Genomic DNA, 14,497 nt, shown 5'->3' with positions numbered 1-14,497 from the left:
TCTGTTCACCAAATCGTTCTCTTCATTATACCAAAAAACGAACCGAGCTAGCTCGGTTCGTCGACAAATTGAATACTTAGAGCGAACCAGCCAAATCCTCAATCCGCTACTGTATGACGGATCGGGCGTGGTTTGTTCGGGACGTCATGACAATGGCGGCAACGCGGTTCGTACGACTCAGCGGCACCGACTAAGATGACCGGGTCCTCAAAGCGAGCCGGTTCGCCGTTGATCAAGCGCTGCGTCCGAGACGCCGGGGCGCCGCACGACAGGCAGATCGCCTGCAGCTTCGTGACGAACTCGGCACGCGACAAGAGCTCCGGCATCATCGTGAACGGTTCGCCACGGAAGTCCATATCGAGTCCGGCGCAGATGACACGTTTGTCTTCTGACGCCAACTGCTCGATGACGTCGACGATCCCCTCGTCAAAGAACTGCACCTCGTCGATGGCGATGACTTGCGTCTCTTCGCGCACCGCATCGTACACATCTTGACTCGTTCGAGTCGGGACGGCCACGACCGAGTTGCCGCTATGGGAGACGACGTTCTCTTCGTGGTAGCGGTCATCGATGGCCGGCTTGAACACTTGGACCGGGATCTTCCCGTAGTGCGCCCGACGGACACGGCGGATCAATTCCTCCGACTTCCCAGAAAACATACTGCCACAAATCACTTCTATCCAACCGTAACGGTTCGTCACATGCATCATTCTACTTCGCCCTCTCCATCGTTAATCGCTTTCCGATTATAACCATCTTTCAGTCATAGGAAAAGGGTTGACTTCTAACAAAAATCGGAACGGCATCATCCCGTCCCGATTTCTCTTCACTCTTCCGCTTCTTCTTCTTTTTTATAATCGATCAAGTTCAATTTGCGCGCGAGCGGTCGAATCGTCAGCCCGTGCAACGTCACCGAGGTAAAGACGAGTCCGATCGTGAGCGGTAGCATCTGTGACGCATCCTCAATCCCGAGACCAGCCACTTCCTCCGCGAAAAAACCTGCGACCGTCATCGCGACGATGCCGCGTGGCGCGATCCAGCCGATGAACCCACGCTCCTTGAGCGGAAGCCCCACACCAAGCGTCGATACATAGATTGCCAGTGGTCGAACGAGAAACAAGATGCCGGCAATCGTCAACAGCAATGGCCACTGGAAGATATTCAATAGTTCTTCACGCGACAGCGACGCCGTCAGCAAGATGAATACGGATGAGATCAGCAAAATCGAGATGTCTTCCTTGAACGACTGCAGTTCCTCGATGATCTGTTCATCGCGAAGTTTCGTGTTCGCCATCGTCATCCCCATCGCCGTCACGGCAAGGAGACCGACTTCATGCATCATAAACTCGCTCAAAGAGAATAAGATCAAGACGGCCGTAAGCGTCACCGAAGCGCGTAAGTACCGCGGAATCTTCTCACCTACGAACCAGCCCATCAAGACGTGACCGAACACGTAACCGAGACCGATACCGACGAGACAAGCTCCCGCAAAGAGCAATTGTACCCACAAGTCCATGCCTTCATAGACGATGTAGCCGATTCGAATCACGAACAGGCCGAGCAACGCACCGACCGGGTCGACAATGATCCCTTCCCACTTTAAGATGGCACCGACCCGATCTTTCAGATGGGCTTGCCTGAGCAACGGGATGACGACCGTCGGGCCGGTGACGACGAATAGCGCTCCCATCGTCCAAGCGACGACCCAATGGAGACCGCCGACGTATTGAATCAACAGCGAAGCCCCAACGAACGACAACGTCACACCCGCTGTCACGATGCGGACGATCGAACGCCGGAATTGGTTGATCTCGCTGAAATGAAGCCCTAAACTACCTTCAAATAATATGATCGCGACCGCAAACGAGATGATCGGGCTGTACAAATTACCGAGCAACTCTCGCGGTTCAAACAAACCAAAGATCGGACCGGCCAACACGCCGGCAACCGTCATGATGATAATCGCCGGAATTTGGTAGCGCCACGCCAACCATTGCGAGACGATCCCGACGCCAACCAACAAGCTGATGCTAATCAATATATACTCCATGGAAGCCCCCTCATGTCAGTCTTCCGTCTCTTTACCCTCGCTTGGACAACAAAAAACCGCCAAGGGCAATCCCTAGGCGGTGTGCATACAACTTGACGATTAACGTTGGTACTTCTTGTTGAAGCGCTCGATACGACCGTCCGCAGATGCGAATTTCTGGCGACCTGTGTAGAACGGGTGCGAATCAGAAGATACATCGACACGGATGAGTGGGTATTCGTTACCATCTTCCATCGTGATCGTTTCGTTAGAGTAACGAGTCGAACCACTGATGAATTTAAACTCAGTCGTTGAGTCCATGAATACGACTTTACGGTATTCTGGGTGGATTCCTTGTTTCATTGCTTTTCAACTCCTTCTGCCCTAAGTATTCTTTCAACCTAGAGAAAGTTCACTAGAATATAATAGCACCCGGTTCACGGATTTACAAGTCCGTTTTCGTTTTTTTCACCGGGCGGCGACTCTTTTTCTTATCGGCCTCGAGCGCCGCAAAAAAGTCGAGATTTGTTTGCGTCTCACGCACACGACGCAAGAACTGATCGACGAAGTCCGGCGACTCGTTCATCGTGCGACGAATCGTCCAAAGTGAGTCGAGCTCGTCCTTGCCGAGGAGGAGTTCTTCTTTTCGCGTACCCGAACGACGGATATCGATGGCCGGGAAGATACGGCGTTCCGCGAGCTTCCGGTCGAGATGGAGCTCCATGTTGCCGGTCCCTTTGAACTCTTCATAGATGACGTCATCCATCCGCGAACCGGTATCGATGAGCGCCGTCCCGAGAATCGTCAAACTGCCGCCGTCCTCGATGTTCCGGGCCGCCCCGAAGAATTTCTTCGGTTTGTGGAACGCTGCCGGATCGATCCCGCCCGAGAGCGTACGCCCGCTCGGCGGGACGGACAGGTTATAGGCACGCGTCAACCGAGTGATCGAGTCGAGCAAGATGACGACGTCTTTCTTATGTTCGACGAGGCGCATCGCCCGCTCTAGCACGAGCTCCGAGATGCGAGTGTGATTCTCCGGTGTCTCGTCAAACGTCGAATAGGCGACGTCTGCACCCGGCACCGAACGTTGGATGTCCGTCACTTCTTCCGGACGTTCGTCGATCAATAGGATGATCAGTTCAACGTTCGGATGGTTCGTCGTGATGGAATTGGCGACTTCTTTCAATAGAGATGTCTTCCCGGCTTTCGGTGGGGCGACGATCAAACCACGTTGCCCGAAGCCGACCGGTGCGATCATATCCATGACACGGACCGATAGATGGTTCGGCTCCGTCTCGAGCACCATTTGCTTTTCCGGATAGATCGGCGTGAGCGCAGGGAAATAGTCGCGGTTCCGGGTCGAATCGGTCGTTTCCCCGTTGACCGCCTCGACGCTCAAGAGCCCTTGGAAACGTTCATTTTCTTTCGGTTTCCGGACTTTCCCGGTGACGAGATCCCCGTTCCGCAAACTAAAGCGGCGGATCTGTGAAGCGGCGATATAGATGTCTTCGGACGATTGGGAGTAGTTGATCGGTCGGAGGAAACCGAAGCCACCTTCATTTTGTGACTGCGGGTTCGGAGGGATGATCTCAAGGACACCTTCGAGGAAATAAAGGTCCTTCGATTCGGCTTGCGATTTTAAGATTCGGAACATGAGTTCACGTTTCCGTGCTTCCCGATATTGAGGCACATTCACTTCTTTTGCGATTTCATACAATTCTTTCAACGTCTTCGTCTCGAGTTCACGAAGCGTATAGTTTTTAGCTGGTTCTGTACTTTGCGTCATAAACGTCACCTGTCTTTCTTGTGATTCTATATTTGAAAAGTAATTGTAAAGTTCTTATTCATCTAATCACAATTCAATCATGCCGTCACTTTATATAAACGGCTACATATCAGTCTATTCCCTTGATTTTTAAAAGTTAACGTCCGGTACTCTTCCTTATGTAACAAAAAGGTCTCTATGCCTCCATATTGTTTCAAATATGTTACAAGAAAACTATTTTTGACTTGTGATTGAAAAATGCCATCGGTCTTACGCATGATATAGTTTATTTGCAGAGGAAACCGGGTAACAAACTCGACTTTTGCTCAACTATCGTAAACACACATCGATCATATACACTCACAGGGTTTTATTTTAAAAAACGGAGGGAATTATACTATGTTAAAGCGTTTCGCATCTATCATCGTCGCCGCCACTATCGCTTTCTCGGGTCTTGCATTCACAACAGGTGAACAAGCAGAAGCAGCTACTGGAACATTCGCTTACTCGAAAGTCAACGGCTTGAACATTCGGACATCAGCATCACTCAGCTCGTCAGTCGTTACGAAGATGAATAAAGGTCAACGCTATACATACCTCGGTAAAGTTGGCTCGTTCTACAAGATCAACTACAAAGGGACTCACCGTTACATCTCAGCGTCATCGACTTACACGTACTTGAAAGCAAACACAGCAACGGCTACTAAAGTGACAACGACTTCTTCTTCAAGCGCTCGTACGAAACTTGTCGCCGAGTCGAAGAAATACCTTGGCACACCGTACCGTTACGGCGGAACGACAACAGCTGGATTTGACTGCTCTGGTTACACAGGACATGTTTACAAGAAAGCGATCAACAAGTCAATCCCACGTGATTCACGCTCACAATACTCAAGCTCGAAAAAATTGTCGAAGTCAGCGATTCAAGCAGGCGACCTCGTGTTCTTCTCACATAACGGCGGCACGATCCAACACGTCGGTATGGCAATCAGCAAGACACAAATGATCAACTCAGAAACAGGCGGCGTTAAATACGCGAGCTTCACATCAGGTTACTGGGCACCACGTTACGTCGGTGCTGGAACGTACCTCTAATTCAATAAAACCTCAAACGACTCGGTTCAGCGGAACCGAGTCGTTTTTTATTTACGAACATTTTGCAAAACGGCTTCCGTGCTCGTCAACACCGAGAACGTCCCGTCTGTCTCAAGGACGACCGCCTCGACTTTATCGTGAGCGGTCCCGCTCGAGCGGATGGCTTGGAGCACTTCGATCTCGAGCACGCGTTCTTTACGCATCTCCGCTTCTAAGTAACTCCCCCGATAATATAGCATCGTCGGTGTCGATTTGATCAGCTCGTTCACTCGTTTTGACCGATTGGCCAGCTTCGCCATGACGTATTGCAACGCGACGAGCGTGGCAAAAGCGACGAGCCCATTCAGTAGCGGTGTCTGTCGGCTCGTGAGCGTCGTCGCTAAGATCGAACCGAGCGCAACGGTCACGATAAAATCGAATGCGTTCATTTTCGAGAGCGTCCGTTTTCCTGATACACGTAATATGAAAATGATCGAGAAGTAAGCCCCGATCCCTGTCAAGATGATTTGCACCATCGTTTTGAGTTGATCCATCGTCTCCCCCCTTTTCTGTTTTTGAACAATCACTTCGAAAGCGTACTCGTCGTTCATCATTTTTGTTTCAAGGCACCCCGCGCGTTCGTCGCCGCGAAGACGACCATGATGACACTCATCCCTCCAGCCACGGCAAGGCCGGCCGACAAAGCGCCCCAGTCAATCGTCGGTTGGGTCAACACGGCCCGCATGCCTTCGAAGATGTACGTCGTCGGATTGAACGTCGCCGCCACTTTGAGCCATTCCGCCTCGATCAACTCTTTCGGGACGAACGTCGTCGACAAGAAGATGAGCGGGAAGAAGAGAAGTGTCCCGGCCTGTGCGGCTTGGGCGTTCCGTGTCTTCAAGGCGACCCCGACCGAATACCCGGCAAAGGCGAGTCCGAATCCGAGCGCGAGCAGGACCGTGAACAAGAAGCCGACCACACCGACCGGAATCGATAACCCGAGTAAGAACGCGACGGCAAAGATAAGCAACGTTTGAACGAACAGTTGCAACATCCCGGCAATCATCGGTCCGAGCACGATGGCAGTCCGCGTCGAAGGTGTGAGCAGCAACCGGGCGAAATAGCCGCTCTCGATGTCACGCACTAACGCTTGGCCGGCACCCCCAGCCCCGCCGACAGCACCTGAGACGATCGATACCGGCAAGATGAAATTCAAGTAGTCGCCGCCGCCGAACTGCGGCAATGCGGCCACACTCGACAGCCCGCTCGTATAGACGAGCAAGAAAAAGACAGAAATCATCAAGTTCGGGATAAATGAAAATGGGTTGCGGATCGTCGTCATTAGACTCCGCTTTGTAAACAACCACGTTTCAGTCCACACTCGGCACACCTCCTTCGTACGATTCGCCCGTCACTTTCAAGAACACGTCGTCAAGTGACGGCTGTTTCACCGTGAGCCGCTCCGGCTGTAACGCCTGCTCATCGAGTTTCCGGACGACGTCGGTCAACGTGTAGTCGCGAAGTTCGAAGACGAGGCTCGGTCCGGTCGCGGCTTGTCCGAACAGTTCAGCGGCGGCTCGTGCTTCTGAATCGGTATGAAACACCAGAGAAATCGACTCGCCTCCGACGGTCTGCTTCAATTCTTCTGCTGTCCCTTCGACGACAATCTTACCGTGATGGATGATGGCGATGCGATCGGCCAGCTCGTCCGCCTCCTCTAAATATTGGGTCGTCAAAAAGATGGTCGTCCCGAACTCTTGATTGAGACGCCGTACCTCTTTCCAAATCTCGATTCGACTCGCCGGGTCAAGCCCGGTCGTCGGTTCATCTAAAAACAGTACGATCGGACGATGAACGAGCGTGAGCGCCAAATCAAGCCGACGCCGCATCCCGCCGGAATACGTGCCACTCTTTCGGTCAGCCGCATCCGCGAGTGAGACGACCGACAGCAGTTCCTCGGCCCGTGCTTCTGCTTCACGTTTCGTCATTTTGAACAGCCGTCCTTGAAGGACGAGCAATTCCCGGCCGGTCAACACTTTATCGATGCCCGTCTCCTGGAGGGCGACACCGATGGATAACCGGACGTCCTTCTCCCGCTTGACGACATCAAACCCGTTCACGCGCGCCGACCCGCTCGTCGGTCGAATGAGTGTCGTCAACATCTGTATAGCCGTCGATTTCCCGGCCCCGTTCGGACCAAGGAACGCAAAGATTTCTCCTTGTTTTACTGAAAACGATATTCCGTCGACGGCCGGAACATCCCCGAACGTCTTGACGAGTGACTCTACTTCGATCATCGACCCCACCTCCTGCCTTACTCATTCCCGTTCTATTCATATTTTAAATATGAAAGAACGCATCAAAAAAGCTGCAGAGAGAATCTGCAGCTCGAGAGAATTAAGGTTTCATGACCATTTTCGGTTTTTTCTTCAATGAATGAATCCCTTCGACGAAACGGACCGTACCCGATTTGGCGCGCATGACGACCGAGTGTGTCTGACCGCCCTGACCCGTGAATTGGACACCACGGAGCAGTTCACCGTCTGTCACACCCGTCGCCGCGAAGATACAATCCTCGCCTTTGACGAGATCGTCAAGAAGCAGGATGCGTCCCGTGTCAGCGATGCCCATATCTTGGCATCGTTTTTCCTGGGCCGCGTCTTCCGGCAACAACCGTCCCTGGAAGTCACCACCGAGGCACTTCATGGCGACGGCTGCGATGACGCCTTCCGGCGCCCCGCCCGAGCCTAGCAAGAGATCGACACCGGTTTTCGGGAACGCCGTGTTGATGGCCGCCGCGACATCGCCGTCCGGAATCAACTTGATACGAGCTCCCGTTGCCCGGACTCGTTGAATCATCTCTTCATGACGGTCACGGTGCAAAATCGTGACGACGACGTCTTCGACGTTCTTGCCCTTCGCCTTGGCGACGATCGCGATGTTTTCTTCGATCGAGTTGTCGAGGCTGATCAGTCCCGCCGCTTCTGGACCGACCGCAATCTTATCCATATACATGTCTGGCGCGTGAAGGAGATCACCTGCGTCCGCGACCGCGAGCACCGCGAGTGCGCCCCATGTTCCCGTCGCGACGATGCTCGTCCCTTCGAGCGGATCGACGGCAACGTCGAGGCGTGAGCCGTAACCGTTCCCGACTTTCTCGCCGATGTAGAGCATCGGTGCCTCGTCCATCTCACCTTCCCCGATGACGACGATCCCTTTCATCGGAATCGTATCGAACACTTCGCGCATCGCTGTTGTGGCTGCGTCGTCCGCTTGTTCTTTCAAGCCTTTCCCCATCCAGCGGGCCGAAGACAGCGCTGCCGCTTCTGTGACCCGGACCAATTCCATTGATAAACTACGTTCCACCCGAATTCTCCCCTTTGTTACTCGGACATCTCATCGACCCAGACGAGGGCGCCGAGTTGTTTTAGTTTGCCGACGAAGTCGACGTACGAGTCGTTCAGACGTTCCGCATAGAGAACCGTCGACTCTCCCGTTGCCTGCAAACCGGCCAAGACGAGTGCCGCGGCGCTCCGCGCATCGGCAGACTCCATCTCAGCGTTCGCAAGCGTCGTCCCGCCACGAATGACGGCCGACGAATCTTCAAGCGTGATTTGCGCGTTCATCCGCCGCATTTCGGCGATATGACGGAAACGTTGGACGTATAGCTTATCCGTCACGACGCTCGTCCCGTTCGCTTTCAACAAAGCGGCTGACATGATCGGTTGCAAATCGGTCGGATAACCCGAGTAGTGGAAGACGCGAATATCAATCGGCTCAAAAGCTTTCGCCCGAACCGTGATCGCTTCTTCCCCGACCTCGACTTCAGCACCGTAATCAACTAATTTTTGGATGACCCCTTCTAAATGGGTCGGAATAACGTTTCGAACCGTCACTTCCCCTGCAACCGCACCGTAAATCATAAACGTTCCGGCTTCAAGGCGGTCTGGGATCAGCGTATGTGTACAGCCGTGCAAGCGTTCGACCCCTTTAATTCGAATCTCATCGGTCCCGGCACCGATGACGTATGCACCCATCGATGTCAGCATCGTCGCGACGTCGACGACTTCCGGATCAGTCGCGGCATTTTCAATGACGGTCGTCCCTTCGGCAAGGACCGCGGCGAGCATCGCGCTCACCGTCGCCCCGAATGAGCGAAGGTCGAGGTAGATCCGATTGCCGGCCAACTTGTCGGCGTTGACGTGATAGAGACCCGACTCGTTCTCGACTTTGATGCCGAGACGTTCTAGCGCTTTTAAATGTAAATCGATCGGTCGTGGACCAATCGCATATCCCCCTGGTAATCCAACGGCCCCTTTCCCAAAACGAGCTGCGAACACACCAAGTAAGTAGACAGCGGCCCGGACTTTCCGAGTTTCTGAGCCGAGCAGCGGCATGGCGACGGCATCTTTTGCATGAAGCGTCATCCGCTCCCCGTCCCGCTCGATTATCACCCCGAGTTCTTGTAATAGGCTGAGCATCACTTCGACATCTTCGATGACGGGGACGTTCTCGATTGTCACCGGTTCTTCGGTAAGAAGTGCTGCGACGAGACAAGGCAAGGCACTCTGTTTGGCGCCACTAATGTCAACTGTTCCTTCAAGCTTCTGCTGTCCAACGATATGGAGAATTTCCACGATGATCAAACCTTTCTACGACGAACTTATTTGGATTGAGCGTTATTCCAATCCGCTAAGAACTGCTCAATCCCTTTGTCAGTGAGCGGATGATTCATCATCTGTTCGATGACTTTGTACGGTACCGTGGCGATATTAGCACCAAGCAGGGCTGCTTTCGTCACGTGGACCGGATGGCGAACGGACGCGGCGATGATTTCCGCATCGATGCCATGGATGGCAAAGATATTCGCAATCGTCTCGACGAGGTCGAGACCGTCGTGGCCGATATCATCAAGGCGACCGATGAACGGCGAGACGTATGACGCACCCGCCCGAGCTGCTAAGAGCGCTTGGTTGGCGTTAAAGATGAGCGTCACGTTCGTCTTGATACCGAGCTTCGAAAGCTCATTGACAGCGATCATACCGGCTGCTGTCATTGGCACCTTAACTGTAATATTCGGCGCGATCGCCGCGAGTTCCTTTCCTTCTTTGACCATACCCTCTGCGTCGAGTGCAATAACTTCCGCACTGACTGAAAGGTCCCCGACGACCTCACAAATCTCACGGAGCCGCGTATGGAAATCGACGCCTTCTTTCGCGACGAGCGACGGATTCGTCGTCACGCCCCCGATGACGCCCATTTGGTGGGCTTTCTTGATGTCTTCCACATTTGCCGTGTCAATGAAAAAACGCATGTACATGTCCTCCTCGAATCGGATTGTAATCGCTTACTCTCTTATTATGAGGAAATCGACACGGAATTGCTATACCCTTTACGTCAGCGCGGCGATGCCGAGCATCGAAGCGGCAAGCAAAATCATCCCGGCGAGTGTCCCGACGGCCCATGACTTCCTATAATTTTTTTCAACAAAAAAGCCAGTTCTCACGAGGAGAACCGACTGATGTGACAAGATTACGCTTGGTTGCTTGAACCAAACTCACGCATTTTACCAGAAACGACGTTGTAGATTGCTTCGATTCCAGGTCCGATGACTTTACGTGGGTCATATACTTTCGAGTCAGTGTTAAGCTTCTCACGTACCGCACGAGTCCATTCTTGTTGGCACTCTGTGTTGACGTTGATTTTGCTGTGACCGAGCTCGATTGCTTTTTTGATTTGGTGCTCAGGGATTCCTGAACCGCCGTGAAGAACGAGTGGCGTTTTAGTCGCTTCCGCGATTTCTTCCATCTCTTTGAAGCCGAGGTTTGGCTCGCCTGCGTATTCTCCGTGTACAGAACCGAGTGCCGCTGCAAGAGCGTCAACTTTCGCTTCTTTAACAACACGGACACACTCGTTAAGGTCAGCGTATTGTACGCCGCCGATGACGCCGTCTTCTTCGCCGCCGACTGTGCCGACTTCCGCTTCAACTGAAGCGCCTTTAGCGTGTGCATATTCAACGACTTGTTTCGTCATTTCGATGTTTTCTTCGATCGGGTGGTGTGAACCGTCGATCATAACAGACGTGAAACCAGCGTCGATCGCTGCTTTACACTTGTCGAATGAAGAACCGTGGTCGAGGTGGATTGCAACTGGAACAGTGATGTTGTAGTCGTGCATGAGACCTTCAGTCATTTTAACAACTGTTGTGAAGCCACCCATGTATTTTGCTGCACCTTCTGATACACCTAGGATAACTGGTGATTTCTCGTCTTCCGCAGCGCGAAGAATCGCTTGCGTCCACTCGAGGTTGTTGATGTTGAATTGGCCGACTGCATACTTGCCTTCGAATGCTTTGTTAAGCATTTCTGTCATTGATACTAATGGCATAATGATGTCCTCCTCTGTTCGCTGTTGTGCACTGTGGGAAAAGTGCCCCTGTGCAATTCGTTCCCATTATAACACACGTCAAAACTTGTGCCTATGCTATTCGCATATAGAAATGGCTCCGCGCAAGCGTTTACATATGTCATCTTCGTGACGATTCACTGAATGTCGAGCACTTCTTTCACTTTCTCGATCATGCCATAAATATCGAACGGCTTCTCGAACTGAGCCGTGATCCCAAGGCGGCGCACTTCTTCGATTGTCGATTTTTCCCCAAATGCGGTCATGATCATGACCGGTGTGCCGATGTCGTTGTTCCGCATGTTCCGTAACACTTCATGCCCGAACATGCGCGGCATGTTCATATCGAGCAGCACCAAATCGTAAGTACTTTGTTCTAGCTGTTCCCAAGCGCTCAAGCCGTCCTGGGCCGTGTCGACCTCGATACCGAGGTTTTTAAACACTTGGGCGAGCATCAAGCGAATTCCATCTTGATCGTCTGCGATTAACATGCGTGACATCCAGTTACCTTCTTTCCGTAGCTTCTATAGCTTTGTGCGATAATATAACCATACCAAAATCGTTTTCGTTTGGCGACGCGTCATTTTCTAAAAGATGGAAACGAGGCTCACGTCCCCGCCTCCCCCGCTTGCTCCATTTTCAATTCGAAGGGAACGTCTCGTTCGTCGGCGATTTCATACGACGTCACCGTCCCTTCATCTTTCACGTACAATTTCAAAAATTCACCTTCTGCGAGACGTGAGTCAGACGTGAATGTGAGCGAACGCTTTTTTCGTTCCTCATCATAGCCGATTGTCGTATACACATAGTCCGTCCCATCTCGCTCCGCCGTCTCCGCCTTCGGGATTTTCACATAATATGTATCCGCGAACAGACGGTCCAAATCGATGACCAACCATCCGGCAAAGACCGCGAGACAGACTGTGACGATGAGTACTCGGTTCCGTTGCATGTGCATCCCTCACTTCTATTGATCGCTATCTTCCAATACCATATATGAACGATTCCTAAACGCAACGCTTCTTGTTATACTCGACGTACAAGACATGATGGGAGACACGACATGAAGCATTTATTCGGATTTTTACTTTTTTTAGTGACGCTTGCCGGAGGTGTCGCCATCACGGCTGGGACGTTCGGAGAAGAGCCGTCCGCAGACGCGTATGAAGATGTTTATGAAGACGATATACCGCTCGCTACTTCAATAGATGCGGAATTAGAAGACGTGCCCGAGACGTTCAAACTCATCTCCGAGGTTTTCGACGAACCGATTTCAGCAGAAGACGTCGAGCGCATGCATCTACTCGTCTCCAATCCAGATTTAGACGAGGCGACCGTGCATCCGCTCGGTGAACTTGAAGTCACGTATGACGGACAGCCGACAACGCTCATCGTCGAAGCGGAAGTGTATCGCGAGGACGGAACGTATATTGTCTTCTATTTTTCGGGCGACGAGGAGATGGTCTTCGCAATCGATGATCGGATCACAGCGTACTATGAAGAATTAGGCATATGAAAAGGAACTTCGCTCGCTTGAGCGAAGTTCCTTTTGGTTTACGTTTAGTCGATCGTGACCGGGACGACGGCGAGGTCGATCTCTTTCTCGACTTCTTCCCGCTCCTCGGCAAGACGTGCATCCGACCATTTGAAGACATCGGCCATACAGCGCAAGACGCCGTCTTTATAGTCTCTGACGAAGTCGATGTCGAAGAACATCGCCCCTGTCCGACGGACGAGGAAGTCGATGGCACGGACGACAGACTCTTCTTCGATGCCGTACATCAACTGCGCGTAGACGATCTCAGGCAGGTCGTAAGCGTTCGTATCCATCCGCTCGACGACGCGATCGATGTTCGATCCGTAGAGACGGACTAACTGCTCCGCTTTCACGTCATCGAAACCAAGGTTTTTCAGCTCGTCTTTCTTCTTCGTCAAGAAGTCGTCAAAGCCGTTCGAACCGCCCACATGTCCACCCGACATCGGCATATGTTTCGTCCGTGAAGCGAGGAAGACGATGCCCTCTTCTTGTTTGAGTAGCTTCGCGACGAGATCGACGACCGTCTCAGACATCTTCCGGTAGCCTGTCAACTTACCACCGGCGATTGTGATCAGGCCGCTTTCCGATTGCCAAATCTCATCTTTCCGTGAAATCTCGGACGGGTCTTTGCCTTCCTCATAGATGAGCGGACGGATGCCGGCCCAGCTTGACTCGACGTCATCTTCCGTCAACGACACATCCGGGAACATATAATGGATTGCGCCCAAGATATAGTCGCGGTCTTCTGTCGTCATGCGCGGATGCGCCTTATCCTTATCGAAGAACGTGTCGGTCGTCCCGACGTACGCTTTGCCGTCACGCGGGATGGCGAACACCATTCGGCCATCTGGTGTATCGAAGTAAGTCGCTTGCTTGAGCGGGAACTTCGATTGATCGATGACGAGATGAATACCTTTCGTCAGACGAAGCATCTTGCCTTTATTCGAGCCGTCCTGCTCACGGAGCACGTCGACCCATGGACCGGTCGCGTTGATGACTTTTTTCGCATAAATTTCATACGTCTTCCCGTCGATTTGATCTTCGACGTTCACGCCGACGACTTTGCCTTGCTCATAAATGAGACCGGTCACTTTCGAGTAGTTTAAGAGGAGTGCGCCATGGTTCGCTGCTTCTTTCGCGACTTCGATCGTCATGCGCGCGTCGTCCGTCCGATACTCGACGTAATAACCACCACCGACGAGCCCATCTTTTTTGACGAGCGGTGACTTCTCGATCACCTCTTCCGGCGTCAACATCAACCGACGTTCCACGCGCTTGACGCCGGCCAAGAAGTCATACACCATCAACCCGAGTGCGGTCGAGAGCGGTCCGAACGTGCCGCCTTTATGCATCGGTAGAAGCATGCGCTCCGGCGTCGTGACGTGCGGTCCGTTCTCATAGACGATGGCGCGTTCTTTCCCGACCTCGGCGACGAGTGCGACTTCGAACTGTTTCAAATAGCGCAAGCCACCGTGGACAAGTTTCGTCGAGCGGCTCGATGTTCCAGCCGCGAAGTCTTGCATTTCAAGAACCGCCGTCTTCATTCCCCTTGAAGCGGCGTCGAGGGCGATTCCGGCACCGGTGATGCCCCCACCGACGACGAGGATGTCATGACGCTCACTCGTCAATTGTTCGTATCGCTTGGCACGTTCTTTTGCTGAGAAGTTTCTGATTTCCATCTTATTCC

General features: G+C 52.5%; 16 protein-coding genes. 2 read left to right on the top strand and 14 right to left on the bottom strand.

Annotated features, from left to right (window positions below):
- Window positions 1-98: 98 nt before the first annotated feature.
- The 4 genes from KNP77_RS04740 to rho all read right to left on the bottom strand — a co-directional run bounded on the left by KNP77_RS04740 (window position 99) and on the right by rho (window position 3,815).
- Complete coding sequence (locus tag KNP77_RS04740; protein WP_070328199.1) at window positions 99-710, bottom strand: thymidine kinase; 612 nt, start codon at window positions 708-710, stop codon at window positions 99-101.
- Window positions 711-826: 116 nt separating this feature from the next.
- A complete protein-coding gene (locus KNP77_RS04735; protein ID WP_070328200.1) occupies window positions 827-2,050 on the bottom strand; it encodes a cation:proton antiporter in 1,224 nt (407 codons plus the stop codon).
- 99 nt (window positions 2,051-2,149) lie between these two features.
- Window positions 2,150-2,392: a type B 50S ribosomal protein L31 gene (locus KNP77_RS04730; RefSeq protein ID WP_021066109.1), complete on the bottom strand. Its 243-nt coding sequence runs from the start codon at window positions 2,390-2,392 to the stop codon at window positions 2,150-2,152.
- A gap of 82 nt (window positions 2,393-2,474) precedes the next feature.
- Window positions 2,475-3,815, bottom strand: a complete 1,341-nt coding sequence (gene rho / locus KNP77_RS04725) for a transcription termination factor Rho (protein WP_070328201.1) — start codon at window positions 3,813-3,815, stop codon at window positions 2,475-2,477.
- A gap of 378 nt (window positions 3,816-4,193) precedes the next feature.
- Here rho and KNP77_RS04720 point away from each other — a divergent pair, with 378 nt between their 5' ends.
- Window positions 4,194-4,889, top strand: coding sequence for a C40 family peptidase (locus KNP77_RS04720; RefSeq protein ID WP_070328202.1), 696 nt, complete (start codon window positions 4,194-4,196; stop codon window positions 4,887-4,889).
- A 47-nt stretch (window positions 4,890-4,936) separates the two neighbouring features.
- Here KNP77_RS04720 and KNP77_RS04715 read toward each other — a convergent pair whose 3' ends face one another.
- The 9 genes from KNP77_RS04715 to KNP77_RS04675 all read right to left on the bottom strand — a co-directional run bounded on the left by KNP77_RS04715 (window position 4,937) and on the right by KNP77_RS04675 (window position 12,225).
- Complete coding sequence (locus tag KNP77_RS04715) at window positions 4,937-5,422, bottom strand: DUF421 domain-containing protein (protein ID WP_070328203.1); 486 nt, start codon at window positions 5,420-5,422, stop codon at window positions 4,937-4,939.
- 56 nt (window positions 5,423-5,478) lie between these two features.
- A complete protein-coding gene (locus KNP77_RS04710) occupies window positions 5,479-6,249 on the bottom strand; it encodes an ABC transporter permease (protein WP_070328204.1) in 771 nt (256 codons plus the stop codon).
- Window positions 6,239-7,165 (bottom strand): ATP-binding cassette domain-containing protein, encoded by a 927-nt coding sequence (locus tag KNP77_RS04705; protein ID WP_131490243.1) that lies wholly within the window; start codon window positions 7,163-7,165, stop codon window positions 6,239-6,241. The genes KNP77_RS04710 and KNP77_RS04705 overlap by 11 nt, the downstream gene beginning before the upstream one ends.
- A 100-nt stretch (window positions 7,166-7,265) precedes the next feature.
- Window positions 7,266-8,234 carry a class II fructose-bisphosphatase gene (gene glpX, locus KNP77_RS04700; protein ID WP_070328206.1) on the bottom strand — a complete coding sequence of 323 codons (969 nt, stop codon included), beginning with the start codon at window positions 8,232-8,234 and terminating at the stop codon, window positions 7,266-7,268.
- 17 nt (window positions 8,235-8,251) lie between these two features.
- Complete coding sequence (murA, locus tag KNP77_RS04695; protein WP_214888926.1) at window positions 8,252-9,505, bottom strand: UDP-N-acetylglucosamine 1-carboxyvinyltransferase; 1,254 nt, start codon at window positions 9,503-9,505, stop codon at window positions 8,252-8,254.
- A gap of 26 nt (window positions 9,506-9,531) precedes the next feature.
- Window positions 9,532-10,182, bottom strand: a complete 651-nt coding sequence (gene fsa, locus KNP77_RS04690) for a fructose-6-phosphate aldolase (RefSeq protein WP_214888923.1) — start codon at window positions 10,180-10,182, stop codon at window positions 9,532-9,534.
- A 218-nt stretch (window positions 10,183-10,400) separates the two neighbouring features.
- Window positions 10,401-11,255 (bottom strand): class II fructose-1,6-bisphosphate aldolase, encoded by an 855-nt coding sequence (gene fba, locus KNP77_RS04685; protein ID WP_071398380.1) that lies wholly within the window; start codon window positions 11,253-11,255, stop codon window positions 10,401-10,403.
- A gap of 155 nt (window positions 11,256-11,410) precedes the next feature.
- Window positions 11,411-11,773, bottom strand: a complete 363-nt coding sequence (locus tag KNP77_RS04680) for a response regulator (RefSeq protein WP_251138917.1) — start codon at window positions 11,771-11,773, stop codon at window positions 11,411-11,413.
- A gap of 107 nt (window positions 11,774-11,880) precedes the next feature.
- Complete coding sequence (locus tag KNP77_RS04675; protein WP_214888920.1) at window positions 11,881-12,225, bottom strand: YxeA family protein; 345 nt, start codon at window positions 12,223-12,225, stop codon at window positions 11,881-11,883.
- Between the two features lie 111 nt (window positions 12,226-12,336).
- Between KNP77_RS04675 and KNP77_RS04670 the strand changes: the two genes are divergently transcribed.
- Window positions 12,337-12,789 carry a hypothetical protein gene (locus KNP77_RS04670; RefSeq protein WP_131468501.1) on the top strand — a complete coding sequence of 151 codons (453 nt, stop codon included), beginning with the start codon at window positions 12,337-12,339 and terminating at the stop codon, window positions 12,787-12,789.
- A 44-nt stretch (window positions 12,790-12,833) separates the two neighbouring features.
- Here the strand turns inward: KNP77_RS04670 and KNP77_RS04665 are convergent, their stop codons facing one another.
- Window positions 12,834-14,489 carry a glycerol-3-phosphate dehydrogenase/oxidase gene (locus KNP77_RS04665; RefSeq protein ID WP_214888917.1) on the bottom strand — a complete coding sequence of 552 codons (1,656 nt, stop codon included), beginning with the start codon at window positions 14,487-14,489 and terminating at the stop codon, window positions 12,834-12,836.
- Between the last annotated feature and the right edge of the window lie 8 nt (window positions 14,490-14,497).

The organism is Exiguobacterium sp. s142, from assembly GCF_018618455.1.
GTDB classification, from domain to species: domain Bacteria; phylum Bacillota; class Bacilli; order Exiguobacteriales; family Exiguobacteriaceae; genus Exiguobacterium; species Exiguobacterium aurantiacum_A.
The sequence above is the reverse complement of the archived record's forward strand: the minus strand, read 5'-3'. Positions and strand labels throughout refer to the sequence as shown.